This window comes from Clostridium sp. HMP27 (genome assembly GCF_000765165.1).
Classification (GTDB): domain Bacteria; phylum Bacillota; class Clostridia; order Clostridiales; family Clostridiaceae; genus Clostridium_AK.
In genome coordinates, this window is sequence record NZ_JMFY01000006.1 from 103,455 (window position 1) to 128,871 (window position 25,417).

A 25,417-nucleotide genomic window follows, 5' to 3' on the forward strand; every position below is an offset into this window, starting at 1 on the left:
TATTACCACCCTTCGTAATGTAGAGTAATTTACAGTAATTAAGAAAGACATCTTAGCTAAAACTAAAATGCCCTACTTAATTGTAAATTAATGGTTTTATTGCTGATTGTATTGAGGTTCTTGTTGTTGTATATATTGCTGTCTTTGCTGTAATGTTTGAAGTGCAGTATCAAGGTCTTGAGCAATATTTTGGAAGTCTTTTTTAGCCTGAGTATCTTCAGTTTCTAGAGCAAAAGTTTTCATAGTTGCTGAAGCACTTTGAATACCAGCAATAGCTTGTTGCATTTGAGTTCCTACTGTCATATAAATCACCTCCTTTCATTATCCTTTTGGTTTGAATATAAGTGATGCCAAAAACGCAAATATTATAGCAGCGGAAATTCCTGCACTGGTTATTTCAAAAATCCCCGTAAGTACACCAATAAATCCAGTCTTTTGCGCTTCCACTAGGGCTCCTTTAACTAAGGCGTTTCCAAAACTCATTATTGGAGTAGAGGCCCCAGCTCCTGCAAACTTTATCAGAGGATCATACCATCCAAGACCTCCAAGTATAGCTCCCATAACTACCATTGTACTTGTTGTATGGGCAGGAGTGAGTTTAAATACATCCATCATTATTTGTCCTAAAACACATATTCCACCACCTACAATAAATGCCCAAAATATTTTCTCCATATGTTTGCACCTCTTTTACATTTCTATAGATACTGCATGAGCTATGCAAGGGATACTTTCCTTTTGTTGATAGGACAAAGGAGATAGAAGTGCCCCAGTACCAATGATTAATATCCTTTTAAGCTCTCCTTTTTTCATGCGGTTTAATAAATGACCATGTAATACTGTTGCTGAGCAAGCACATCCACTAGCTCCAGCAAATACTGGCTGGTCTTCCTTATAAATCAATAGTCCACAATCAGTAAAAGTCTTTTTAGGGATTATTAATCCATGCTTAGTTAATAAATCAGCACATATTTGATGACCAACCCTTCCTAAATCTCCTGTTGCAATCAAATCATAGTAAGTTGGATCTATGTTTAAATCTCTAAAATGTGCTTCAATTGTATCTACCGCAGCAGGGGCCATAGCTGCTCCCATATTATATGGATCTGTAATTCCCATATCAACCACATGACCAATGGTAGCTGAAGTTACTTTAGGACCAGTGCCCTTTGAAGCAACCAGGCCTGCTCCAGCACCAGTTACGGTCCATTGAGCAGTTGGAGGTTTTTGTGCTCCATATTCTGTAGGATATCTAAAAAGTTTTTCTGCAGCTACATTATGACTTGATGCAGCGGCAATTATGTAATTGGCAGCACCACTGTCTATAAGCTGTGAACCTATAGCTAAACCTTCTATAGCACTTGAACAGGCTCCAAATATTCCAAGATAGGGTATTCCAAGGCTTCTAGCTGCAAAGCTGCTAGAAATTATTTGATTCATAAGGTCACCACTTAAGAAAAAAGTGATATCTTCTTTTTTCATATTGGCTTTGTGAATTGCAGTTTCGCAAGCTTCTTGTAAAAGTGTTTTTTCTGCTTTTTCAAAACTATCTTGGCCAATCCATGTATCTTCATGAAGTATATCAAAGTCGTTAGCCAAATTACCTTTTGCTTCAAAAGGTCCACCTACAGCAGCAGAAGATATAATTACAGGTTTTGATTCAAAAATCCATGATTGATTGCCTTTAAGCATTTACATCGCCCCCAACCATTGAAGAGTAAGTTTTATTATTGCAACTACAAAGGCAGAAAATGTTCCAAATACAATAACAGAACCTGCAAGTTTGAACATATTTCCGCCAACGCCTAAAACATATCCCTCAGTTCTGTGTTCAATGGCAGCTGATGCCATGGTATTTGCAAAACCAGTAATTGGGATTGCAGTACCAGCTCCCGCCCATTGTGCAATATGGTCAAAAACTCCAAAGCCAGTAAGTGTAATAGAAACTATTATAAGTACTGCAGAAGTCGGATTGCCTGCAGTTTCAGGAGTAAAGTTAAAGTTTTTAATAAAAAAGAATTGTAAGATTTGACCTATAGCACATATAAGTCCTCCAACTAAAAAAGCTCTTATACAGTTCTTAAAAACAGGGCGTTTGGGTTCTCTATCCTTTGCAAAGTCTTGATATTCCTGTTGAGTAGGAGTTAATTCTTTCTTTTTTTTGCTAGACACAAAAATCACCTTCCAATAAAATTTATCTAACGCATAAGATAAGGCTCTAATTTATCCATGACCTTTTTTAATCTATTTGCATTGTTAAAGTATGCCTTTTTAACCTCCGGGTTATTTACCTCTAAAGAAAATGAAAGTAAATCAGATTGAGCTTTGGCAATACTTGCATATAGCAATTCCTTAACTTTAGCCTGAGGTACGTCTATAGAATCCATAAAAAGATCTATATACAAATCACCAGAAGAATCAGCTTGAGCAATAAATACATTATCTAGTGATACTCCAGAGCTGGATAATTGAACCTTTAACCATTCTCTGTTAAGCCCTATATTTTTTAAGCCTTCATCAAGGATATTTCCATCTAATATTACAGTCTCAGGCTCTGAAGTGGGATTAACCTTTTGATGTAAGTCATGAGGGGTTACAGGTTTTTTATCAGATTTTAATAGGACGTTTACATCTCCTGTGGTTTCCATAACTGCAAACTCCACATCAGCTAAGTTAAAGGCACTTTTTGAACGCAGCTCCCTTAAAAGCTCGTCACCTGTAAACTTTACTTGCATTAAGTTGTTTTCAAGAACTTTACCGTCTTTCATAAGAACTGTTTCTTTTCCATTTATGAAATCATGAAGTTTTTTACTTTTTAACGATAAATAATCTAGTGCAAGCAAGAGTAAAACCCAGCTTGCTAGGGCAACAAAGGCAAAAGCAATGTTTGGTACTAAACCTAAAGAAATCAAAACCGTTATTATAGATACAAATATGTAACTTATGACTTTAAAAGGGGAAGACTTCGATAAATTTTCATTTCCTACAATTTTAGTTATGCCTAAAGCTACAAAAAATAAAACTACAGTTCTTAAAAGTACTATAAACCAAGCTTGCATATATATCCCTCACTTAATTACCTTTATATTGTGGTTCTTCAAATTCTAGTGTTTTAATTCTATTTTCCATATCATAAATTACAGATTCAGCATCTTTTAATGCTTCTTTATAAGCACTTTTTTCTTCTTCATTTCTGCTTTGTAGTGAATAAATCCTAAGTGTACTTTCAATTCCTTTTAAATTAGCAAGAGTTTGTTTGACTTTTGAACCAACTGTCACCTTGAATACCTCCTTAGAACGTCATTTATCTTAAGTGATTATTAATTTTAAAAATATATTAAAAGGTTGCCAGTTTATTATTAGTAGTATTCATAAAAAATATTAGTTTTTCAGTAAAATTTTTATATTTTTTTATTCAATATGTTATTTAACAAATTATTAAATAGAGGTAAACATTTTGAAAAGTAATTGTTTGGTGAAATTAACTATATGTATTGACATATTATGAATAAAAATATAAAATGAACATAATAAAACTAAGTAAACCTATAGGAATAGTTATAAAGATGACGTCAATTTAAAGTAAAATAATAAAATTATATAAATTACAAAATAAAGCATCTCAATGAAATTGAGATGTATTAATTAATAGTTAAACCTAGTATTTATATATGAATACTATAACAATCTGGAGGTGTTGAAATGAAGAGTAGGCTTAATTTTAAGATTTTTTTACCATTAGTAGCTTCAGCTATTGCAATGCTTATTAGTAAATTTGTACCTAATAAAATACAGGCATATAGAACAGTTTACTGGGTTCCTTTTATTTGTACATTTGCAATAATATTTTTATTATTAATACTTATTTCATTGAAAAACAAAAAGCTTTTACATAATTTAAAGGAAAAGGCACCATTAATTACGGTGGCGATTTTTATATTATCCTTAATGGAAGTATTAACAGCTAAAACAAGGATATTACCACTACCATATTTTCCGGCACCAGGACAAGTAGTGGATGCTATGATAACTGATTGGAAAATGCTTTTAACAAGTGCGCTATATTCACTTAGAATGCTGTTTTTAGGTTATTTTGTAGGAGCAGTTCTAGGACTTATCACAGGTACAATGATTGGTTGGAATAAAAAATTAAACTATTGGCTTTCCCCGCTGCAAAAGGTCATAGGACCAATACCGGCAACAGCATGGATTCCAATTGCAATGACGGTTTTTCCTACAAGCTTTGCTGCAAGTATATTTATACTGGCACTAACAGTGTGGTTTCCAGTTACGGTTATGACAAGCTCTGGAATTGCAAATGTTAGAAAGTCATATTTTGAGGTAGCAGAAACCCTTGGTGCTAACAAGTGGTATTTAATATTTAAAGTAGCACTGCCTTCAGCTTTGCCAAATATATTTATAGGATTATTTATGGGTCTTGGAACATCTTTTGTTACATTAATAGTAGCAGAAATGTTAGGAGTTAAAGCTGGTCTTGGATGGTATATTAACTGGGCTCAAGGATGGGCAGAATATAAAAAGGTTTATGCGAGCTTAGTTGTTATGTCCCTATTATTCTCTACAATTATAACGCTATTATTTAAGGTTAGAGATAGAATACTGATATGGCAAAGGGGGCTTATAAAATGGTAAAGAGCGAAGGAAAAATATTAGTGAAAAATTTGAGCTGTGAGTTTATAGACCATGAAGGTAATAAAATGACAGCCTTAGATAAAGTTAATTTAGAATTTAATGCTGGAGAATTTGTATCAATTGTAGGACCAAGTGGCTGTGGAAAGTCAACATTACTTAGAATAATTGCAGGCCTTCAAAAGCCAAGTAATGGAGGTACATTATTAGACAATGATGAAATTAATGGTCCAAGTTATGAAAGAGGATTAGTATTTCAAGACCCAACGTTATTTCCATGGCTTAATGTCCATGATAATGTGGCTACAGGGCTTGTTGCTAGAAAATTGTATAAGGAAAGAAAAAATGATGTAACAGAATACATTGACCTTGTTGGACTTAAGGGTTTTGAAAAGTCCTATCCTCATCAATTATCTGGGGGAATGGCTCAGAGAGTAGCTATTGCAAGAGCCTTAGTAAATCATCCTAAGGTGCTGCTTTTAGATGAACCTTTAGGAGCGCTAGATGCTTTCACTCGTATGTATATGCAGGATGAAATACTAAGAATATGGAAAGAACGTAAAAGCACAATGATTCTGGTTACTCATGATGTGGACGAGGCAATTTATCTTAGCGACAAGATAGTAATAATGTCACCACGCCCTGGTCGAGTTCAAAAGGTTATAGATGTTAATATGGCTAGACCAAGAAGAAGAAATGGTAAGGAATTTACGGAACTTAGAAATGAAATATTAGAAGTGCTTAATTTTGCTAAAAAGGATTGAGATGAAATATATGATAAATTGAGGCATATTGGCTTATAACGGATTTAAATATTCATATAAATCATGCAAAATAAATATTTAGGGGGTAACAATTTTGAAAAAAGGTATTATAAGAATTATTAGTGTATTATCAATTACAGCGGTGCTTGCAACAGGATGTTCAAGCAAATCAAAAGAAACTGCTTCAAAGGATGCAAAGGGTGAACTTACAAAGGTTACGCTTGGAACATATAACGGTACTTGTGAGGCGCCACTATATGCAGCAGTTGAAAATGGTACTTTTAAGAAGTATGGTTTAGATGTAGAACTTGTAAATATAAACTCAGAAACTCTTAAAGAAGGACTTGCTTCAGGAAAAATAGATGGAGCTCAAATTTCTCCAGGAATGTTTAAGGCAATAGAACAGGGACTTAATATTAAACTTACAAATGGAGTACATACAGGATGTATCCAAGGAGTTGTATCAAAGGACTCAAAAATACAATCTGTTAAGGACTTAAAGGGTAAGAAAATAGGTATAGATGCTATAGGGGGAGTTCCTCAGGTACTTTTAACTCTTGAACTTGGTAAATATAATATTGATGCAAAAACTGATGTAGAGTGGAGAGTATATCCTCAGGCCAACCTGCAGCAGGCTCTTGACAAGGGGGATATTGATGCATTTGCAGCTTGGGATCCATATGGAGCCATGGCAGTATCTTCAGGAAAGGCTAGAAAGATATTTGGAAACAACAATAGTGAAAATGGTGCACAGGACAGTTACTGCTGCTTCTTAGGGGTAAATGGAAAACTTGCCAAGGATAAACCTGAAATTGCAAAGGCAATTGATAATGCTTGGAAAGAAGCAAATGAATGGGTACAACACAATCATGAAGATGCAGGAAAAATGGCCGTTGATAAGAAATATGTAAGTAGCGGAGATGAAGTTGCAAACAGCAAACTAATTGGAGATTATAAGTTTGTATCTGATAAAGAAAAGGCAAAGGTAGACTTTAAAAATACTTTAGATGCTATGAAAAAACAAGGAATACTTGATCAAGCAACAGATGTTGACCAGCTTGTAGACGACACTTTTATAAAATAAAGTAAAATAAAGTGCCACCCACGTGGCAAGTGGCAAGTGATAAAATGGAAGCTCAGATGTCACGTGCCACCCACATGGCAAGTGAATAGTAGACAATAGCTAAAATTATTAATATTGATTAATTATTTTATTTGTGATACTATGAAAACAAATTAGTAAAGAAATTACTTTAATGTTAAAAGGGAGTAGCTGCCCGTATTAGGGTGATAAAGTCAACATACTGGCTTTCGAGTCTGGCTTTATCGTGGCTTATTTTAGTCAAGTGAGACTTTTAGCACAATGGCTTATTTGTCGTTGTGTTGAAGGTCTTTTTTAGCGTAATAATTATGTTAAAAAAGATTTTCAACACAAAGATAAGCGTTGTGCTGAAGGTCTTTAATTTTTTATATTTTAGTTTAAAAAGGAGGTCATAATAATGACAGCATTTATCAAAGCATTATTATTTGTAGTTGTGGCAGAAATGGGTGATAAAACTCAGCTGCTAGCAATGGCTATGGCAAGTAAATACAAGGCAAAGCAGGTACTTATAGGAGTCTTTATTGCTACTATTTTTAATCATGCTCTTGCTGTAGCAGTTGGAAGCTATTTAAGTGCTTTTATTCCAATGAATAATGTAAAAATTGTTGCAGCAATATCATTTTTAATCTTTGGTCTTTGGACGTTAAGAGGAGATAAAATTGATGATGAAAATGAGAAAAAGGCTAAGTTTGGTCCAGTTGTTACCGTAGCTATAGCATTTTTTCTAGCAGAAATGGGAGATAAGACTCAGCTTATGACTATAGCTATTTCAGCACAATATCAACAACCAATTTATATACTTATGGGAACAACCGTTGGTATGATGGTTGCAGATAGTATAGGAATTATAGGTGGAGCATGGATGTGCAAAAATATTCCTGAGGTATACATAAAGTGGATAGCAGGAATAATATTTATGTTCTTTGGAACTTTAACACTATATGGTTCAGTCCCTGCAAGTATGCTAAACGCAGCATATATAAGTTTATATCTTATAATAATAGCAATACTTATATACTTAGCAGGAGTTAAATTTGCATATCATGATGAGGTTTCTAATATAGTTTCAGCAGAAAAGAGTAATGCACAAAGTGAGATAAAATAGATATATAACAGAAATATTCAAGCATATACTTAAAAATGGAAATAAGATTGAGAGGCGTAAAAAATGATTAAAGAATTTATATTAAAAAATAGATCCTATAGAAGATTTTATGAGGATAAAACTATTGAAATGGACACTTTAAGAGAGCTTGTAGATTTGGCTAGATTATCACCTTCAGGTGCTAATAGACAGGGATTAAAATATTTTATATCAAATACTAAGGAGAAAAATGATAAGATATATGATTGCTTAGGGTGGGCAGGGTATTTGAAAGACTGGAGCGGCCCAGAAGAAGGAGAAAGACCAAGTGCGTATTTAGTAGTTGTTAGTGATACGTCTCTAGGTGTTACTTTACCACAGGATGAAGGAATAGCAGGTCAAAGCATTTTACTTGGTGCTGTTGAAAAAGGTCTTGGAGGGTGTTTCATTAAAAATATTAATAAGAAAAAATTAGCTGAGGCGCTTAATTTAGATGAGAGATATGAAATAACGCTTGTATTAGCATTAGGTTATCCAAAGGAAGAAGTGGTTATTGAATCTATGAATGAAAATGGAGACATTAAATATTGGCGAGATGAAAATGCAGTGCACCATGTACCTAAGAGAGAGTTGGATGATTTAATTTTATAATAATCAGTATGCTAGTAACCAGTAACCAATGTAGATGTTTTATAAGGCAAAACTATATTTTATTGGTCACTGGTTACTAGTAACTGGCTGCTAAAAAATGCTTAGCATTTTTTCTATATTTCTTTAGAATATATAGTGGATGGGTTTGGCGTTAGAATAACAAAGCAGGACATGTTTTTATCTCCTGTATTTTTTAAAGCAAACATTGCTGCTCCATCGCAATGTAAAACATCACCTTCAGTAAGCTTACTCATAGTTCCCTCTACAGTAACTTCTCCTTCACCTACAAGCACATGAACAATAAGATCGCTATTTTCATGGTTGTGAGGAGGCACTTCTTGGCCAGGTTTTAGATTTAAAATAAAATTAAGAATCTTATTTTCATTAAAAAGAACTCTCTTTGTAATAGTCTCATCTAAGTACACCATTTTATCTGATATTTTTTCTATTTTCATAATTATCCCTCCATAAATAAATTTCTGTGAAAGATTTATGCTTTAAGCAAGCTTATATTATTCAATTATTATTGCATTTACTGGGCAGCTTGTTTCAGCATCCTTTGCACTTTCTATTAGTGTTTCCAAAATTTCATTTTCTGATGCTTCTGCTTTCCCATCATCTTTCATTTCAAAGATTTCCGGACACATTCCAGCGCATAATCCGCATCCTATACAGGTATCTTTATCAACAAACGCTTTCATAAATAACACCCCTTATAAATTATTTTTATATCTTCTATGTTTAAATTGTAAATCATTAGCATTAAAAATAATGTGATTTAAATCAAAAACTAGAAATATTACGACATTTTTAATGCTCTGGGTCGTATAGAATTTTCATCTAGGAAGGCGTTCATTTTGCCGAGAACAGCTAATATCTATAAATTTAAAATTCCTAAACCGCTTAAACTCGCTATCACTCAGACAGTAGGCGGTTCTTAACGGTATTTTAAATTTATAAATAAAGCCGTTCTAAGGCTCATCCAATACCTTCTACGATGAAAATTCTATACTTCTAGAGCATTAAAAAGTTCTTCATGTGAACAGCTGAAGGAAGAAATTCAGCAAACTGAATTTCTAAAATATTTTAGGAATTAGTACACAAAGATCTTTTAGGGCGGCAGCCCGGACGTTACAAGAGCTGATACGGAATAAATGAGAAAATTTAATTTACAAGTTAAAGATAAGATAATATAATAAAGGTTTTTAGCGAAAATAGAATGATTAACATTTTACGACCTATCGGTCTGCGGGCTTATCAGTCCTTTGATAAGTGCCCATTTAAAGAAACTTTCGCCAAGGCGAAATTTCTTCCTTCAGCAGTATACATGAAGACATTTTTAATGTTGAATTTAGTATGGGATTTGCATTGTAGAAGGCTTTGAACAAGTAATTAGAAGTTCTTTATTTATGAATTTAAAGCACCGTAAAGAACTTTTTACTGTCTGAGCGACAGCGAGTTTAAAAAGTTTAGGTGCTTTAAATTGAGAAATATTAGAGCTTCTTTACGTAGTGAACGCCTTCCTAAATACAAATCCCATACGGAAGATTCAACATTAAAAACGTCGCAATTTCCTTTAATTATGCTATAATAACAAATAAAAATTAAAATAGTAGAGATAGGTATTGTGTATATACTATTTTATAATAAAGGGGGATAATATTTTGAAAAAATTATATGGATTATTGGGAGAAAAGCTTGGGCATAGTTTTTCGCCGCAAATACATTCACTAATATTTAAAGAATTAGATATAGAAGGATACTATCATTTATTCGAAGTGAATAAGGCGGAGCTGCATAATGCAGTCTTAGGGTTTAAAGCTCTAAAAGTAACAGGAGTAAATGTCACCATTCCCTACAAGGTTGATGTAGTAAAATATTTAGACGATGTATCACTAGAAGGCAAGAACATAGGGGCAGTTAATACAATATGCTTTAAAGATGGAAAAACTATAGGATATAATACAGACTATTATGGTTTTGGAATGATGCTGGATAAATTTAATGTGAAAGTAAAAGGAAAAAATGCAGTTATTTTGGGTTCAGGGGGAGCTTCCCAAGCTGTGCTTCAATTCCTCTTAGACAATGGTGTGAATGAAGTTACTTTTGCAACCAGAAATGAAGAACAATGTAAGAAAAAGTTTAATGAATTTAAAGCTATTGATTATAATAAAATTAAGTATCTAAATAATGAAGATATAGTAATTAACTGTACTCCACTAGGAATGTACCCTAATGTAGAAAGCTCTCCTTTAAGTAAGGAAGACGTTTCAAAGTTTAGCTCTGTTATTGATTTGATTTATAATCCTGAAGAAACCTTATTGCTTAAATACGCAAGAGAGCAAGGAATACAAGGAGTAAATGGTTTATATATGTTAATAGGGCAAGCGGTAAAGGCACAGGAGTTGTGGAATAGTATAATAATTAATAAAGAAACTGTGGATAAAATTTATGAGGAAATTAAATAAAGTATAATTTCGGAAGGGGTAAAAATAATGAACTGGTTAAGAAGATTTATGATTGGGAGAAATGGTGTAGATTATATATGTATAGCTTTAATAGTAGGTTATATGGCAATTTCTTTAATAGTTTCTATTACAGGTATTAAAGCTCTAATGATCATTGGTTATATTTTGTGGGGAATATGTTTATTTAGAATATTATCTCGTGACATTATAAAACGACGAAAAGAGAATATGGTATTTTTACAGTGGTGGAATAAGATATCCCATAAATTTATAAATAAGTCTGATGAAATAAAATCTATGAAGACCCACCGAATTTTCAAATGCCCAAACTGTAAGCTAAAGCTTCGTGTACCAAAAGGGAAGGGAAAAGTTACAATTACTTGCTCAAGGTGCAAAACAGAGTTTTCTAAAAGGACTTAGGGGGAAGCTGGTTAGACAAGGTAGCAAAAAGGCTTTCTGGGAGCTAGATTAAAAAGAATTAAACAGAGCATGAAAATTGTTATTAAATTTAATAAAAATAATAGGGGGATAGTGCATGGAATATAAAATTGAAGAAATGAAATCATCTGATTGGGAACAGGTAAAGAATATTTATTTAGAGGGAATAAAGACAAAGAGAGCAACATTTCAGACGGAAGCACCTACTTGGGAAGAGTGGAATAGTGGTCATATTAATTCATGCAGATTAGTTGCACGTTTAGGGGATAATGTATTAGGTTGGGCAGCACTGAGTCCGACCTCAGGTAGATGCTGCTATGTAGGAGTAGTAGAAGTTAGTATTTACATAGGAGAAAAATATAAAGGACAAGGTGTAGGAACGGCCCTCTTTGAACATTTAATTAAACTATCAGAAGAAAGTGGCTTTTGGACTTTGTATTCTTCGATTATAAGACAAAATAGTGCAAGCATAGCCCTTCATAAAAAGTGCGGTTTTAGAGAAATAGGAATAAGAGAAAAGATAGCTAAGACCAATGAGGGGATATGGCATGATGTAGTTTTAATGGAGAGAAGAAGTAAAGTAGTTGGCATAGATTAAGTTTTATGTGTGGAAACATGCTAACTAGAATTTAAAATGAAAACCATGGATCAATATCAGTTTCTAAAGCTGAATTATCCATGGTTCATTTATTGAGTATTTAATATCTAATTAATTTATTCCAACTTGCCACTTGCCACGTGGGTGGCACCTTTAGGTGGCATTTTTATATTCATTAAATTTAATAATCACGTCAGGATTATCCTTTATAAAATTTACGTACTCCTCAAAGCATTTAATGGTTTTATCACTTAATGTGTGCTCAACTTTTTCGGTTTCAGCCAGTATTGTTTTTTCGGATACCCCTAAAACCTTTAGAAGAGCAGCAATGGTGTTATGACGTTTGATTAATGATTTTCCAAGGTTTTTTCCACTTTCCTCAAGCATTATATATCCATACTTTTCATATTTTACAAGTTTAAATTCACTGAGTTTCTGCACCATCTTAGTAGCAGATGGGGGCTGTACATTTAGTGCATCTGATAATTCATGGATTCTTGTAAATCCAGTGTTTATAGAAAGCCTGTATATCATTTCAAGATAATCTTCCATGGATGCTGTAAGGAGATTCTCTTCTTTTTTCATATATTCATTAAAAGTATAAAATTCATTGTTATCCATAATACATCACCAGCTTTATAAAATTTATATAGGTTCCAAGTAAATTATATGCAGGGATAAATTAAAAAATTACTACCATGTAACCTTTTTATATCAATATTCATAACTTATATAGTGTAGGAAAGTTAGCTAAGGCTAATACTTTTAATCCTCAGTAACTGTTTGATGGTTAGCTAAACTGCACCAATATATAGGAGGAGATATCCGTGGATAATGAAAGGGCAATAGATAAAGCAGCAAGCTTTGAATTGCATAAAGTAAGAACAAATAGTAGTTTAAATATAATAAAAAGATTTAAGCAGTTATTAAAGTTTTTAGGACCTGCGTTTATAGTGAGCGTTGCTTATGTGGACCCAGGAAATTTTGCTGCAAATATCACTGGAGGGTCAATATTTAATTATGGTCTTGTGTGGGTTATTTTATGGAGTAACATAATGGCTATATTTTTACAGGTTATGTCTGCTAAACTAGGCATAGCTACAGGAAAAAATTTACCTCAAATGTGCAAAGAAGTATTTTCAAAGAGAGTGAATTGGCTTTTTTATATTGTAGCAGCAATTGCAGCAATGGCAACCACCATGGCTGAATTTATAGGAGCAGTACTAGGTTTTTACTTGTTATTTGGGATTCCCTTGGGGTATTCTGTTGTGTTAACTACTGTAGTAACATTTATAATCACTTACCTGCAAAAGTATGGCCAAAGGATTGTAGAGATAGTTATTACTTTGCTTATTGCGGTAATATGCGGCGCATACACTATAGAGTTATTTCTTGCAAAGCCTGATTGGCCACAGGTAGCTCTTCATACACTAGTTCCTTCACTGCCCAATGGTCAAGCGGTTTTAATTGCTGTAAGTATGCTGGGGGCTACAGTTATGCCTCATGTAATATATCTTCATTCTCAGCTTGTTCAAAGTCGTAATGAAGGAATGACATTACAAGAAAAGAAAAGGCACTTTTTCATGGAAAAGATTGATGTTGTTATAGCTATGAATATCGCATTTATTGTAAATGCTGCAATGGTGGTAATTTCTGCATCAGTGTTTTTTAGTAGGGGGATGGTGGTTGATTCAATAGAAGTTGCACACAGATCTCTTGAGCCACTTCTAGGATCACTATCAAGTGGTGCATTTGCAGTTGCTTTGCTTGCTTCAGGATTTTCCTCATCATCAGTAGGAGCCATGGCTGGAGAAACTGTTATGGATGGATTTGTGGATTTTAAAATTCCTATCAACTTAAGAAGAATAATAACAATGCTTCCAGGTGCCATTGTAATACTTGCTGGAGTAAATCCCATGAAAGCATTAGTTATAAGCCAAGCTAGTCTAAGTTTTGCGCTGCCAGCAGCGATAATTCCTATGATAATTATTACAAGCAATAAAAAACTCATGGGCGAATTTGTAAATAAGTCTTGGGCAAAGATAGTTGGCTGGGCAATTGCTTCAATAATTATTGCATTGAATGTGGTACTTTTATACTTAACCTTCACTGGAAATGTATAAAAAAAGTCATGGATAAACATAAGTTTTAATACTGAATTATCCATGACCTTTTTATTTAGGAAGGAGTTATTTTAATTTGATTTTTACTTATTTGCCTTCATTCATGCTTTTGTATATAATTACATGATAGAGATGAATGGATTAATAAACTAAGTAACCGAGTTGATGTACGCAAGGAAGTGAAATTATGCCAGAAGATAGGTTAAATAAGGTTAGTTGTAACAATTATAGATGTGAAATTGAAGTCACGTTGGAAATTTTGTCTGGAAAATGGAAAGCTCTTATTATTTGGAACCTTAATCTTCATAAGGTTATAAGATATAATGAGTTCAAAAGATTAATTCCAGGAATAACCCAAAAGATGCTGAGTCAGCAGTTAAAGGATCTAGAGCAAAATGGATTAGTTCATAGAACTGTTTATCCTGAAGTGCCTCCTATGGTTGAATATTCACTTACAAAATTGGGGAATGATTTAATCCCTATATTAGAAGAAATGGATAAGTGGGGGAAGTATTTTGTTGATAATTATAGAAATTCAAACCATAAATAGGGAATATACAGCTGACTAAAACCAGCTGTATATTTTTTTATAAATTTAGAATGTTACTTCTGTTCCGTAATAAGTAGCTTGAAATAATTGCTTCATTTCTTCCACAGATATTTCTCTTGGATTAGTACTTGTACAAGCATCGACTACTGCACCCTCAGAAATTTTATTTAAATTAGCTTTAAAGTCTTCTTCAGATACTCCAAACTCTTTTAAGGTAGCGGGCATGTTCATACTAACTCTAAAATTTTTGACTAATTCTATTAATGATTGAACTAATTCATCTGTTGTTGAACCTTTTAATCCTAATCTTTTAGCTATATCAGCGTAAGTAGCTCCAGCAGCTTTAGCATTGAATTGTATAGCATATGGAAGGTATATTGCATTTGCAAGTCCATGAGGAATATTGAAAATCTTTCCGGTTTTATGAGCCATTGAGTGAACTATTCCAAGTATTGCATTTGAAAAAGCCATTCCAGCTAAACATTGAGCTATATGCATTTGTTTTCTAGCCTCTTCTTGTCCGTTAAAGGATTTAACTAAATTATCAACAGTCATTTCTATTGATTTCACAGCTAAAGCATCAGTTATTGGGTTTCTAACTTTTGAAACATAAGCTTCAAAAGAGTGAGTTAAAGCATCCATTCCAGTATTAGCAACTAGTGATGGAGTCATACTTTGTACTAAATTAGTATCAACTATAGCGATATCTGGAGTTATGTTATAGTCAGCTATTGGATATTTAATGCCTGTTTTTTCATCAGTTATTATTGAAAATGCAGTAACTTCTGAACCAGTACCACTTGTAGTTGGTATAGCTATAAATTTAGCCTTTTGTCTTAATTCTGGTAAGTTAAATGGTTTAGCAGCCTCTTTAAAAGTGAACTCTGGATACTCATAAAATATCCACATTGCTTTAGCAGCATCTATTGGTGAACCACCACCTACACCAATTATCAAATCAGGAGTAAATTCTTTCATGGCCTGGACACCTTTCATAACTGTTTCTACTGAAGGGTCATTTTCAACTCCTGAAAATACTGAAGTTTGAATATTAGCTTCTTTTAATAATTCTTGTATCTTTGGAACTGTTCCATCCTTTATTAATCTTTGAGAACCAATAACAAGCATTGCCTTAGTTCCCTTTACTAATTTTAAATGCTCTAGAGCATTTTCTCCAAAATAAACATCTCTTGGTATAGTAAATCTTTGCATTTATATTTCCTCCCTTTAATTAATTGCTTTTAATTATTAGCAAGTTATTATTTGTAAATTTATTACCTGAACTTTTGTTTTTTCTTTGTGCCTTAGCACGAGTATTAGTATAAGCCTATTAATTTCAGAAAAAAAGTAGGCACTTTTCGGTAGGACAGTTTCAAAAAGGTAGGAAATATGATGTTTCAAAGGAGAAAAAGTTTTAGGGGACAAAAAGAGTCTGTTAAGAAGTTTGCACAAACTTCTTAACAGACTCTAGGATTTTGCACAGCAAAATCTCAGTAACTTGCCACTTGTCACGTGGGGGGCACTTTTCTTTTTTACCATTCACCAAACCAAGCTATGGCTTCATAATGGGCAGGGGAGTCTAGGGCTTCTGTGGATGAAAATTTAATATAGTAAGTTCCTTTAGGAAGTTCAATTGAAATTCCTGCTGATCCAGTATCTAAATCTACAGGAGAAGTAGCAAGTATTTTACCGCTGCTGTCCATTATAGATACTGATGTTTGAACTCGTCCTAATGGTATATCTACAAATATATTTAAATTTTGAAGCTTAGTATTGGTTACTTTATATAAGTCATCATCCTTAGGTTTTAAGTAACCGGAGATTAAAGGAGAATAATTTATATTTTCATTAGGTGTATAAGACTGTGCAAAGAACAAGGAATCATTGGGTTCTTTATCAAGGATATAAGAACCTAAAAATGGTACATCCACACTTTCATCTAACTTCATTTGTCTAAGAGTATAGTTTTGAGAATCTTGGTCAAAAGACTGATAAAAAATCCATTCACCCATTGGAGTAATTCCATCTGCTAGATTATATGACAGCTGAGTTAAATCAGAGCCATCTGTACGCACTCTACGTAAACCACCACCAGGAGTGTCTGCAGAAAAATAAATCCATCCATCATATACATTAAGAGTATCAAATGTCCGCGCATTAAGTGAGGTATCATTTAAGCCATCCACAGTCATCTTATGAATACGATTATCACGTTCACTTTCATAGTAAATCCAACCGTCTTCAACATCAAAAATACCAACACCATAATCTAACATTTTTATTTTATTTGTTCCATCAAGGTTCATTTTATATAAGAAGTGGTTATCTATTTGGCTGATATAATATAGGTAACCATCTTCTACAATCATTTTAGAAGCTAGCTCATCACCAATCTTAACTTTAGATGAGCCGTCAACCTTACATTTATAAAAGGCTGAGTTATATCTTTGTCCATAGCTGTAATAAATATCATCGCCTACAACAAGAAGACTATACACAGATTCGCTTACTATTTGTGTTTTTTCTGAGCCGTCTAATTTCATTTTATAAATTTTTTTTCCATCAGATAAATTTCTATAATAAATCCAATCATGTACTATATTTATTTGGTCAACTTTATCATCACTTATCTTTATCAAACCTGTACCATTATAGCTAAGTTTATATAATTTATCATTATCAAAATAAGCTGTAAAATAAATATTGCCCTTATAGTATGCAAGCTGCCCACCGTTTGTAAGATTTCCATATACACTTCCAGTTTCTTCAACAACTTTTACGGTAAGTTTTATCTTCTTGTCCCAACCATCAATAGTTCCATAAATAATGTGAGTTCCAGCAGTGGAAGTATCCAGAGAGTCTTCTTCCCATTTAACGGGAACAAGTTTTTTAGCTATACTATAGCTTAATATGTTGCTAGGTGCACCATCATACATTACTAACACATTAGAGGGAAATGTATAATCTTCTCCTATAAATGCCATGTCTGAAATATTATCTGCTTTAGTAATAATAAAAGTTTTTACCTCATCTTTTATTGTATTTTTTAAGGAATCACTAATAGCTCCTGTACCACCAATGATACTTATATTTTTAGTACTTTGAAGACTTAAATAAGATTTTGTTATTTGGGGAAGAGTGCTGTCTACTAATACAATTGGTGCATCTTTTGAGGCAGCTAAAGCACTTCCTGATAAGGCATCTGGAAAGTTCTTACCTGAAGCCACATACAAATTAGTGAAATCAATTTTACCTTGGAATTCTTTAAGTATAGAGATATTGGTATCAAATCTATTTAGTCCGCTTAGTCTTTTAGGATTTGTTAATGATGCTTGTACACTTTCACCTATAGAGCCTGTTCCACCAATAATATAAGAAACGGGAATATTCTTATCCTTAATAAAGGCGCTTACTTTGTCAGGTAATTTGCTTTGGCTAGATAACAAAATTGGCATTTGCATTTCTCCTGCAATAGGAGCCATGCTTAATGCATCTGGAAAGTTTTCACTGGATGCCACAGCAATTCCATTTTGGGTACCAAGCATTTCAGCTATTTTCACTGAAGTTTCATAGCGATCCTTTCCAGAGAGTCTAGTTGTAGTTACATTAAGTGTCTTTAATTGCTCTTCAATATTTGGAGAAACAACTCCTGTACCACCAATGATATAGGCATTTTTAACCTCTAAATCTTTAAGTGATTTTAAAGCATCAAGGTTTAAGCCATTTTTGGAAGTTAAAAATATAGGAGCATTTTTACTTTTGGCTAAAGGAGTTGCACAAAGGGCATCAGGGAATGCCTCTCCACTTGCAATTACGGCATAAGAAGATTTAGTCCAGCCTTTCTTAATGATTGATAAATTTGTGCTATATCTATCTTGTCCATATAATCTATCTACGGATGGAGTTGCTGCATGGACATTTGTAGATAAAAGGCAAGATGAGGTAAGGGTTGTACAAATAGAAAGCACTAAAGCAGCTAAGAGTTTTCCTTTGGTCACGATTACATTCAATCCTTTCGTTGTTAATATTTTTTATGCTGAATAAAAGTAAAGAGAAATTACGTAGTAGTGAAGTTTTTCTCTTGTACCTTAATTTAATAAAATGATAACATGGGTTTGGTAAAAAGTTAACAGTTAATATATGGTATATATGGATGACTTGGTGTAAATTAATTAGGAAATATAATATAAAAAAAGGACTTTGCATCACAAAGTCCTCCTCTAACTTGCCACTTGTCACGTGGGTGGCACTTTACAATTTGTTCACAATTTCCATAAGTTTTTCATTGTGAATAGTTTCTTTTTCTAAAAGTTCCTGAGTTATAGCTTCTAAAAGATCTCTTTCTTTTAATAAAAGAGCTTTTGTTTCTTCATATAGTGAATCGATTAATTCCTTACATTCATTAACTAAGTCTGCTTGTTTTGCATTTGCTTCACCTAGAGCTTCTATGCTTAAAAGACCTAGGGATTTTCCCATACCATATGCACCAAGCATGTGATAAGCAATGTTTGTACATTGTTTTAAATCGTGGCTAGCTCCTGTTGTGATGTTGTCTTCACCAAATATTATTTCTTCAGCAGCACGTCCACCAAGAAGCATCATTATTCTTCTCTTTAAATAGGTTTTATCTTGATATAGCTTGTCCTCTGGGATTGTCATTGTATATCCACCAGCACCCTTTGTGCTTGGGATTATTGTTATCTTAGATACCTTTTCATTAGGCAGCATCTTAAGTCCCACAAGAGCATGTCCTGTTTCGTGATAAGCTGTAACCTTTCTGTCCTTTTCAGTTATATAATCTCTGTCTTGTTTTTCATGACCTGCTATAACTATTGAAAATGCCTTGTCCATGTGGATGTTTTCAATTGCTTCTGCTTCATCTTTACAAGCAAGTATTGCAGCTTCATTTACAAGACTTTCAAGTTTAGCTCCAGAAAAGCCAGATGCCTTTTGTGCCCATTCATGAGCGTCAATATTTCCAACTGGTTTATTTTTTAAGTGAAGATTTAATATTTTTTCTCGAGCAGATATATCTGGCAGCATAATTTCTATGTGTCTATCAAATCTACCTGGTCTTAAAAGTGCTTCATCTAATATATCCAGTCTATTTGTTGCTGCCATGATGATTATGCCTTCCTTTTCATTAAAGCCTGACATTTCAGTAAGAAGTGCATTTAATGTTTGATCTTTTTCATCAGAGCCACCAGCTTTTCCACCATCTCTTTTCTTACCTATTGCATCTATTTCATCAATAAATATTACGGCTTTACCATTTTGCCTTGCCTTCTTAAATAATTGTCTTACTCTACTTGCACCAACACCTACATAAACTTGAACGAAGTCAGAACCTGACATTGCATAAAAAGGAACTCCAGCTTCTCCAGCAACAGCCTTTGCAAGCAATGTTTTACCTGTACCTGGATCCCCGTAAAGTATAACTCCCTTAGGCATTCTAGCGCCATAAGCTGCATACTTTTCAGGATTTTTTAAGAAATCCACTACATCTTTAACACTTTCCTTTGCTTCTTCATTTCCTGCAACATTTTCAAAGGTGAAAGGTGTGTCTTCTAGTGCAGATGTTTCAAGTTTGTCCACACTAAGTAGTCCTTTATTTGATAAACCAGATTTTTTAGCCATTACAAATACTAAAGAGATAATTGATACTAAAAAAGCTGAACCAAATATTACAGAACTTTTTTCTGTAGGAGAGTACTCTAAAACTTTAACGCCTTCTTTTAAAAGAACTTCCTTAAATGTGTCTATACGAGGGTTGTCTGTTTCATAAGATGTTCCATCACTTAATACAACCTTAAGCTGAGGATCAGGGGATAAGTAAACTTTACTTATTTTATGAGAGTTTAAATCCTTTAAGAAGTTTACGTAAGATTTATTTTCAGTAGTTTTGAAACCAATTTGAGATGTTATAAGTAGCACTAAAGATAGTGCAGCAGTTATCAATGGTAATAAAAAGGGCTTTTTCTTCATCATATTCATTAAGATACCTCCGAGATTTCTATTATAGTTTGGAGCCATCGAACATTTATTATTCTATAATAGCTATTTGATATTGTCTAATAAATCTCATAATTTTTACTAAAGTAATTTATGGAAGCTTTCTTAGTAATTGCAGAAATTTCTATTTAGGGTATAATCTTATATATAGTAACTAGCATTTTAGTAATTAATACACAGTAACTTGCCGTAAGGTATAATTCCTGGGCACTTAGGAGTACTAATTAGGAATTTAATATTATAGGTATAAATTAATGTTTTAATAGGAAATTTAAAATATGTGAGGGAGTTGATTAATATGAAAGTAAGTTCAGTAAAACTTACTCTTCATGAGGAAGAGATATTAAAGGGATTAAATGAGTTCATTGATTTAGAGGGGCTAAAATTTAATAATTTAGAGGTAGGAGAACTTATAAATGTTCACGGAAGTTATAAAAAGGGGGTAGAGATTCCATTTACCGCAGTAGTTGGCCTTGGAAATGTAATAGACAATAAGGTTAAAGTAAAAATTTTTGACGTGAAGGTTGCAAAAATCGGGGTGTTTGCTGGTATAAAAAATATCATATTGAAGCAGGCAGGGAAGAAGACCGAGGCATATGGTGTTGAGGTTGAAGGTGACGTAATTACAGTAGATCTCGATACTATAATAAAGCTTATACCTAATGTAAATATGAAGGTTAAAAATATATCTCTTGTTCACGGACAGATAGTAGCTGATGTAGAAGATTTAGTTTATTCTAAGGATAAGGAAACCTTAAAGCCTCAAGAAGAAAAGATAATTTATCACATGGATAGGAAAACTACTGAGGATTCCTATACAAAATTTAGAGCAGCAATGGATGTTAAGATTCCTAATAAATACGAAAGTATTAAAGAATATGCAATGCTCGTTCCAGATATAGCAGCACTTTTATGGAGACTCTTTAAGGATCCAAGAGTGGATTCTAAAACTAAGGCAAAGGTAGCAGCCGTGGCAGGATATCTTGCTATCCCCATTGATATATTACCGGATTTTATACCATTTGTAGGCCAAATAGATGACATTGCAATAGCTTTTTATGGGTTAAATACTATACTAAATGAAGTTCCTGAGGAAATAATATTAGAAAACTGGCAGGGAAAGGGAGATATAATTCTTATTGTAAAAAAAGGAGTAAAGACAATTTCAAACTATGTTGGTGCAGATAAAGTAAATAAGCTTGGCTCATATATAAAAAGGGGTATGGAGAAAATGGGGAAAAAGGTTGAAATTACGCATAACAATGTAGAGGAAAACAACCATTAATTAAGGAATATTCCTCGATAAAAGTAAAAAATTGCCGGGGAAATATGGGGGAATTACGATGTAATTTCCCTATAAATTTCCTTAAAATAATTATGAGTAAAATTCATATCCATTTTTTCCGGCCTTTTTTACCCTGTACATTGCAAGATCAGCCTTTTTTATTAATTCGTCCATTACAAACCCGTCTTTGGAGTAAATTGAAATACCTATACTCACACCAATGGTAAATTCATGATTATTAATATATATTTTTTCATTTATCACTTCAATAACACGTGAAGCAATTATTTTAAGTATTATGTCATCAACTATATAAGGTATTAAGATAACGAATTCATCTCCGCCTATTCTGGCCACAGTATCAATATTTCTTACGCTTTTTGTAAGACGTCTACTTACTTCCTTAAGAACTTCATCACCAACATCATGTCCAAAATTATCGTTTACAGGTTTAAATCCATCTAAATCCAAAAATAAAATTCCAAGCATGAAGTTACTGCTGTCATATTTTTTTAGATAATCATCAAATAAGGATAATAAGTAGCATCTATTTACAAGTCCAGTCAATTTATCCGTATAAGACAGCTTGTATAAATGTTTGGAAAGTGTTTCTTCGTCTTCTAAGCGAGCATGAAGAAGTTCGAAGGTTCTTAAAATAATGTATACATAGTAAAGCATGATGAAAAAACCAATTACATTTAGGAAGATTATTATCTTATTTATAAGTACGGCTATTTCGAAAAATTTTATTATGAGGCTTACAAGGGTTACTACATATAAATAAGTTACAATGGCTATAGAATTAGCCATAAAGTCTTTTTTTAAATTTTTGCGAGTTTGAAAAATGCGCCTAATAAATAAAAGAGTAAGCTGCAATATATTTGCTATTGATGCCCTAATAATAATAAGTTCATAGTTTATTCTTTCTGCCCAATTTAGTCCCAGAAAGTGATTAGCCCTTCCAATTACAAGTAAATATATCATCAAACAAATAAATCCTATAGATAATAATGTATTTAAAACCAACGTGATGATAAGACTTTTATTTTCAGTAATACATATTTTTTTAAACAATGCTTTCTCTTTAATGTTAATACACATCATAAACCACCTTTTAAAGTAGTATTTTATATTAAATTAGTTTTCCTAATATTATAGTATGTTTGTAGTAGAAAATATGACCTTGATATTTTTATAACACTTGAATATTTGGGATATAGTTGCATAACAGGAATATATGTGGTAAGATTTTATAACGGCATTGGCGTACATATATGTTTTACAGGAAGACAAATGGGTTATTCGGTGTATTAATTATGAAAGAAATCATATAAATCAGCATAGGGGGCGGAAAGGTATGAAGCGTATATTAAAAAAGTTCAGAAATTTAAAGATTAAAACAGTAATTTTGTTTATGTCAGTGTTTTCAATATTATGCTTAGTTTTAATAAGTGAAGTTGGATATAAGGGAATGAACAAAATTAATAATCATTTAGGTGAGGTATATGATAGCAAACTTCTGCCTATTTCATATGTTGGAGATATTAGAGGAGATGTACTAAAGATTAGACTATCTATATCTAAAATGTCACAAGAGAATAGTATTGTAAATACCAGTGAAATAGATGAATATGATGAAAAAATTAAGGGAAGATTTCAAGCTTATAAGGATAGCAATATGCAAGATGATGAAGAAAAAATGCTTTTAAGTGTTGAGGATCAATATAATGTTTTTATAAATGCATGGCAAAAGAAAAAGGATAGAGTAAAAAACGGCCAGAAATTAACTACAAGTGAATTAAGTGAATTACACGACCTAGGGGAAGAAGTAGATATGAGTATTGAAGCTCTTAAATATATGAATATGTACTCAGCAGAAGATTTAAATATTAAGGGTGATGAATTGTATTATGGAAGAAAAAAATTACTTATATTAATTATTTCAATATGCATATTTGTTTTTGGAACTATTTCTTATATGATTATTAAGTTTATAAATGCTTCAATGAAAAATCACATAAATAGTTTAAATACAGTAGCTGAAGGTGATTTTAGGATTTCATTAGATACAGAAAGCAAATCAGAATTTGGGCTTATGAATAGGGCACTGGCTAAAACTATTGACAATATTTCTAGTATGATAACAGAAGTCAAAGAAAGATCTAATTTTATAGATAAGAAGTCTAGTGATTTATCCACTATAGCAGATGAGATGTCAGCTTCCTCTGAAAATGTAGCAAATTCTATACAGGATGCAGCGGAGGGGACAAGTTCCCAAGCTGAAGAAATATCCACTATAGTAAATATTTTAGATGATTTTAGTGTGGAATTAGAAAATATCATACAAGCTATAAAAGGCATTGATGGAAAATCACATCATATAAGTGCTATGGCAAATGAAAGTGATGTTAATATGTTAGCACTGGTAAAGTCTATAAACAATATAAAAGATTCCTTTGGTGGATTTGCAAGTAAGGTTATAAATCTTGGTGAAAATATTAGTCAAATAAATGAAATAACTGAGGTTATAAATAATATAGCTGATCAGACAAATTTACTTGCATTAAATGCAGCCATTGAAGCAGCTAGAGCGGGAGAAGCAGGAAAGGGATTTTCAGTAGTTGCAGATGAAATAAGAAAACTTGCAGAGCAGTCTAAAGTTTCTTCTAAGAATATTAATTCTTTAATTGACGGCATTTCAAGTGAAACTAATGTAATGGTTAAAAATACAGGAAATATGGAGGAGGAGTTAACGAGCCAAGTAAACATAATAAATGTTACAATTAATTCCTTCAAAAATATATTGAAAGCAGTAGAAGAAGTTATACCTGAAATAGAAGCAGTCAATTCTACAGCTTTAAATATAAATGAGGAAAAGGATATAATATTAGAAAAGATACAACAGGTTTCTGCAATTGCAGAAGAGGTATCGGCATCTTCAGAAGAAATTGCAGCAGCTGCACAGGAAAGTAATTCATCATCTCATCAAGTGGCAAAAACTTCTGAAGAATTAAGCAGCATGACCAAAGAGATGATGAATGATGTGAAAAAGTTTAAGCTAGCAAGTAATGAGAAGGGGAATGAACCTGGTAATCAGCTAGTAGTAAATGACGAATATGAGTTAATAAATAGTGATGAGAATGCTAGTGTGCAAGAACTAGCGGCTGTTGATGAAGAATCGTATATGGAATAAACTTATAAATAAATAGTATGTTATTTTACGAAGGCTTTTTTAGAAAAAAGCCTTCGTTTTTTTAAGCACTCAAGTCAAAATTTAAAATCTATATTGTATTATGTAAAGAGCGCACATATGTCTATAAATGGAATACCTACCAGTACTATTACATAGATTTTAACAGTAATTTAATGTAAAATTTACATTGTATTAATTTTTACATAAAGGGTGGAGGAAGAATACATGAATTTTAAAAGAGTTTCAAGGTTAATGATCACAACTATCTTAGCTGTTGCAGTTGCACAGGGATTTAATCCAATAAGTGTACAAGCTGAAACAGTAGAGGGAACAAACAATGTAAAAAGAGTTCAAGGCTTAGACAGATTTAAAACATCAAGAGCTATTGCAGAGGAAATAGGCTTTGGTGAATTAGAAAACGTAGTTATTACATCTGGTTTTGGTTTTGCAGATGGATTAAGTGCTAGCACTCTTGCTAAAAAGTTAAATGCTCCACTAC

26 protein-coding genes are annotated in these 25,417 nt (G+C 32.8%); 13 read left to right on the forward strand and 13 right to left on the reverse strand.

Annotated features, from left to right (window positions below; all coding sequences use genetic code 11):
* Positions 1-96: 96 nt before the first annotated feature.
* From DP68_RS03775 to DP68_RS03800, 6 genes are read right to left on the reverse strand one after another with little or no spacing between them, the layout of a single operon-like run.
* A complete protein-coding gene (locus tag DP68_RS03775) occupies positions 97-303 on the reverse strand; it encodes a DUF1657 domain-containing protein (protein WP_035306280.1) in 207 nt (68 codons plus the stop codon).
* Positions 304-321: 18 nt separating this feature from the next.
* Positions 322-675, reverse strand: a complete 354-nt coding sequence (spoVAE, locus tag DP68_RS03780; RefSeq protein ID WP_035306283.1) for a stage V sporulation protein AE — start codon at positions 673-675, stop codon at positions 322-324.
* Positions 676-690: 15 nt separating this feature from the next.
* The gene (gene spoVAD / locus DP68_RS03785) at positions 691-1,692 is read right to left on the reverse strand and encodes a stage V sporulation protein AD (RefSeq protein WP_035306286.1); all 1,002 of its coding nucleotides are present in this window, start codon (positions 1,690-1,692) and stop codon (positions 691-693) included.
* The gene (gene spoVAC / locus DP68_RS03790) at positions 1,693-2,172 is read right to left on the reverse strand and encodes a stage V sporulation protein AC (RefSeq protein WP_035306288.1); all 480 of its coding nucleotides are present in this window, start codon (positions 2,170-2,172) and stop codon (positions 1,693-1,695) included.
* A 26-nt stretch (positions 2,173-2,198) separates the two neighbouring features.
* Positions 2,199-3,059, reverse strand: coding sequence for a DUF421 domain-containing protein (locus DP68_RS03795; protein ID WP_035306291.1), 861 nt, complete (start codon positions 3,057-3,059; stop codon positions 2,199-2,201).
* A gap of 13 nt (positions 3,060-3,072) precedes the next feature.
* Positions 3,073-3,279 carry a DUF1657 domain-containing protein gene (locus tag DP68_RS03800; protein WP_035306293.1) on the reverse strand — a complete coding sequence of 69 codons (207 nt, stop codon included), beginning with the start codon at positions 3,277-3,279 and terminating at the stop codon, positions 3,073-3,075.
* A 423-nt stretch (positions 3,280-3,702) separates the two neighbouring features.
* On the opposite strand from DP68_RS03800, the gene DP68_RS03805 reads away from it, so the two are divergent.
* The 5 genes from DP68_RS03805 to DP68_RS03825 all read left to right on the forward strand — a co-directional run bounded on the left by DP68_RS03805 (position 3,703) and on the right by DP68_RS03825 (position 8,251).
* A complete protein-coding gene (locus tag DP68_RS03805; protein WP_052085635.1) occupies positions 3,703-4,653 on the forward strand; it encodes an ABC transporter permease subunit in 951 nt (316 codons plus the stop codon).
* Entirely contained in the window at positions 4,647-5,414 is a 768-nt protein-coding gene (locus DP68_RS03810) for an ABC transporter ATP-binding protein (protein ID WP_291547094.1), read from the forward strand. The genes DP68_RS03805 and DP68_RS03810 overlap by 7 nt, the downstream gene beginning before the upstream one ends.
* Before the next feature lie 94 nt (positions 5,415-5,508).
* Positions 5,509-6,498, forward strand: coding sequence for an ABC transporter substrate-binding protein (locus tag DP68_RS03815; protein ID WP_052085636.1), 990 nt, complete (start codon positions 5,509-5,511; stop codon positions 6,496-6,498).
* Between the two features lie 415 nt (positions 6,499-6,913).
* Positions 6,914-7,621 carry a TMEM165/GDT1 family protein gene (locus DP68_RS03820; RefSeq protein WP_035306299.1) on the forward strand — a complete coding sequence of 236 codons (708 nt, stop codon included), beginning with the start codon at positions 6,914-6,916 and terminating at the stop codon, positions 7,619-7,621.
* Between the two features lie 63 nt (positions 7,622-7,684).
* The gene (locus DP68_RS03825; RefSeq protein WP_035306302.1) at positions 7,685-8,251 is read left to right on the forward strand and encodes a nitroreductase family protein; all 567 of its coding nucleotides are present in this window, start codon (positions 7,685-7,687) and stop codon (positions 8,249-8,251) included.
* 113 nt (positions 8,252-8,364) lie between these two features.
* On the opposite strand, the gene DP68_RS03830 is transcribed toward DP68_RS03825, so the two are convergent.
* Positions 8,365-8,706: a cupin domain-containing protein gene (locus tag DP68_RS03830; protein WP_035306303.1), complete on the reverse strand. Its 342-nt coding sequence runs from the start codon at positions 8,704-8,706 to the stop codon at positions 8,365-8,367.
* A 57-nt stretch (positions 8,707-8,763) separates the two neighbouring features.
* Positions 8,764-8,952 carry a ferredoxin gene (locus DP68_RS03835; protein ID WP_035306306.1) on the reverse strand — a complete coding sequence of 63 codons (189 nt, stop codon included), beginning with the start codon at positions 8,950-8,952 and terminating at the stop codon, positions 8,764-8,766.
* A 963-nt stretch (positions 8,953-9,915) separates the two neighbouring features.
* Here DP68_RS03835 and aroE point away from each other — a divergent pair.
* The 3 genes from aroE (at position 9,916) to DP68_RS03850 (ending at position 11,755) form a co-directional block, all read left to right on the forward strand.
* Complete coding sequence (gene aroE / locus DP68_RS03840) at positions 9,916-10,719, forward strand: shikimate dehydrogenase (RefSeq protein ID WP_035306309.1); 804 nt, start codon at positions 9,916-9,918, stop codon at positions 10,717-10,719.
* Between the two features lie 27 nt (positions 10,720-10,746).
* The gene (locus DP68_RS03845; RefSeq protein ID WP_035306312.1) at positions 10,747-11,139 is read left to right on the forward strand and encodes a hypothetical protein; all 393 of its coding nucleotides are present in this window, start codon (positions 10,747-10,749) and stop codon (positions 11,137-11,139) included.
* Positions 11,140-11,254: 115 nt separating this feature from the next.
* Positions 11,255-11,755, forward strand: coding sequence for a GNAT family N-acetyltransferase (locus DP68_RS03850; protein WP_035306313.1), 501 nt, complete (start codon positions 11,255-11,257; stop codon positions 11,753-11,755).
* Positions 11,756-11,908: 153 nt separating this feature from the next.
* Here DP68_RS03850 and DP68_RS03855 read toward each other — a convergent pair whose 3' ends face one another.
* The gene (locus tag DP68_RS03855) at positions 11,909-12,376 is read right to left on the reverse strand and encodes an iron dependent repressor, metal binding and dimerization domain protein (RefSeq protein ID WP_035306316.1); all 468 of its coding nucleotides are present in this window, start codon (positions 12,374-12,376) and stop codon (positions 11,909-11,911) included.
* Between the two features lie 248 nt (positions 12,377-12,624).
* Between DP68_RS03855 and DP68_RS03860 the strand changes: the two genes are divergently transcribed.
* Entirely contained in the window at positions 12,625-13,878 is a 1,254-nt protein-coding gene (locus DP68_RS03860) for an Nramp family divalent metal transporter (RefSeq protein ID WP_035306386.1), read from the forward strand.
* Between the two features lie 187 nt (positions 13,879-14,065).
* Complete coding sequence (locus tag DP68_RS03865) at positions 14,066-14,428, forward strand: helix-turn-helix domain-containing protein (protein WP_035306320.1); 363 nt, start codon at positions 14,066-14,068, stop codon at positions 14,426-14,428.
* 45 nt (positions 14,429-14,473) lie between these two features.
* Here the strand turns inward: DP68_RS03865 and DP68_RS03870 are convergent, their stop codons facing one another.
* The 3 genes from DP68_RS03870 to DP68_RS03880 all read right to left on the reverse strand — a co-directional run bounded on the left by DP68_RS03870 (position 14,474) and on the right by DP68_RS03880 (position 20,422).
* The gene (locus DP68_RS03870; RefSeq protein ID WP_035306323.1) at positions 14,474-15,640 is read right to left on the reverse strand and encodes an iron-containing alcohol dehydrogenase; all 1,167 of its coding nucleotides are present in this window, start codon (positions 15,638-15,640) and stop codon (positions 14,474-14,476) included.
* 320 nt (positions 15,641-15,960) lie between these two features.
* Positions 15,961-18,426 carry a cell wall-binding repeat-containing protein gene (locus DP68_RS18830; RefSeq protein ID WP_052085637.1) on the reverse strand — a complete coding sequence of 822 codons (2,466 nt, stop codon included), beginning with the start codon at positions 18,424-18,426 and terminating at the stop codon, positions 15,961-15,963.
* Between the two features lie 253 nt (positions 18,427-18,679).
* Positions 18,680-20,422, reverse strand: a complete 1,743-nt coding sequence (locus DP68_RS03880; RefSeq protein WP_035306326.1) for an FtsH/Yme1/Tma family ATP-dependent metallopeptidase — start codon at positions 20,420-20,422, stop codon at positions 18,680-18,682.
* Between the two features lie 316 nt (positions 20,423-20,738).
* Here DP68_RS03880 and DP68_RS03885 point away from each other — a divergent pair, with 316 nt between their 5' ends.
* Complete coding sequence (locus tag DP68_RS03885; protein ID WP_052085638.1) at positions 20,739-21,725, forward strand: YkvA family protein; 987 nt, start codon at positions 20,739-20,741, stop codon at positions 21,723-21,725.
* A 90-nt stretch (positions 21,726-21,815) separates the two neighbouring features.
* Here the strand turns inward: DP68_RS03885 and DP68_RS18835 are convergent, their stop codons facing one another.
* Positions 21,816-22,826: a GGDEF domain-containing protein gene (locus DP68_RS18835; RefSeq protein WP_052085639.1), complete on the reverse strand. Its 1,011-nt coding sequence runs from the start codon at positions 22,824-22,826 to the stop codon at positions 21,816-21,818.
* A 256-nt stretch (positions 22,827-23,082) separates the two neighbouring features.
* Here DP68_RS18835 and DP68_RS03895 point away from each other — a divergent pair, with 256 nt between their 5' ends.
* Both DP68_RS03895 and DP68_RS03900 read left to right on the forward strand, forming a co-directional pair.
* A complete protein-coding gene (locus DP68_RS03895; protein WP_052085640.1) occupies positions 23,083-24,918 on the forward strand; it encodes a methyl-accepting chemotaxis protein in 1,836 nt (611 codons plus the stop codon).
* Positions 24,919-25,143: 225 nt separating this feature from the next.
* The coding region (locus DP68_RS03900; protein WP_035306328.1) for a cell wall-binding repeat-containing protein at positions 25,144-25,417 on the forward strand (274 nt) is incomplete at its 3' end.

Bases quoted from the DNA above. Each gene is read 5' to 3' on its own strand.
- DP68_RS03830 (WP_035306303.1), bottom strand. From the start codon at position 8,706: ATGAAAATAGAAAAAATATCAGATAAAATGGTGTACTTAGATGAGACT.
- DP68_RS03835 (WP_035306306.1), bottom strand. From the start codon at position 8,952: ATGAAAGCGTTTGTTGATAAAGATACCTGTATAGGATGCGGATTATGC.
- DP68_RS03820 (WP_035306299.1), top strand. From the start codon at position 6,914: ATGACAGCATTTATCAAAGCATTATTATTTGTAGTTGTGGCAGAAATG.
- DP68_RS03855 (WP_035306316.1), bottom strand. From the start codon at position 12,376: ATGGATAACAATGAATTTTATACTTTTAATGAATATATGAAAAAAGAA.
- DP68_RS03850 (WP_035306313.1), top strand. From the start codon at position 11,255: ATGGAATATAAAATTGAAGAAATGAAATCATCTGATTGGGAACAGGTA.
- spoVAD (WP_035306286.1), bottom strand. From the start codon at position 1,692: ATGCTTAAAGGCAATCAATCATGGATTTTTGAATCAAAACCTGTAATT.
- DP68_RS03810 (WP_291547094.1), top strand. From the start codon at position 4,647: ATGGTAAAGAGCGAAGGAAAAATATTAGTGAAAAATTTGAGCTGTGAG.
- DP68_RS03825 (WP_035306302.1), top strand. From the start codon at position 7,685: ATGATTAAAGAATTTATATTAAAAAATAGATCCTATAGAAGATTTTAT.
- spoVAE (WP_035306283.1), bottom strand. From the start codon at position 675: ATGGAGAAAATATTTTGGGCATTTATTGTAGGTGGTGGAATATGTGTT.
- DP68_RS03775 (WP_035306280.1), bottom strand. From the start codon at position 303: ATGACAGTAGGAACTCAAATGCAACAAGCTATTGCTGGTATTCAAAGT.
- DP68_RS03795 (WP_035306291.1), bottom strand. From the start codon at position 3,059: ATGCAAGCTTGGTTTATAGTACTTTTAAGAACTGTAGTTTTATTTTTT.
- DP68_RS18835 (WP_052085639.1), bottom strand. From the start codon at position 22,826: ATGTGTATTAACATTAAAGAGAAAGCATTGTTTAAAAAAATATGTATT.
- DP68_RS03845 (WP_035306312.1), top strand. From the start codon at position 10,747: ATGAACTGGTTAAGAAGATTTATGATTGGGAGAAATGGTGTAGATTAT.
- DP68_RS03880 (WP_035306326.1), bottom strand. From the start codon at position 20,422: ATGAATATGATGAAGAAAAAGCCCTTTTTATTACCATTGATAACTGCT.
- DP68_RS03805 (WP_052085635.1), top strand. From the start codon at position 3,703: ATGAAGAGTAGGCTTAATTTTAAGATTTTTTTACCATTAGTAGCTTCA.
- DP68_RS03870 (WP_035306323.1), bottom strand. From the start codon at position 15,640: ATGCAAAGATTTACTATACCAAGAGATGTTTATTTTGGAGAAAATGCT.
- DP68_RS03865 (WP_035306320.1), top strand. From the start codon at position 14,066: ATGCCAGAAGATAGGTTAAATAAGGTTAGTTGTAACAATTATAGATGT.
- DP68_RS03885 (WP_052085638.1), top strand. From the start codon at position 20,739: ATGAAAGTAAGTTCAGTAAAACTTACTCTTCATGAGGAAGAGATATTA.
- DP68_RS03895 (WP_052085640.1), top strand. From the start codon at position 23,083: ATGAAGCGTATATTAAAAAAGTTCAGAAATTTAAAGATTAAAACAGTA.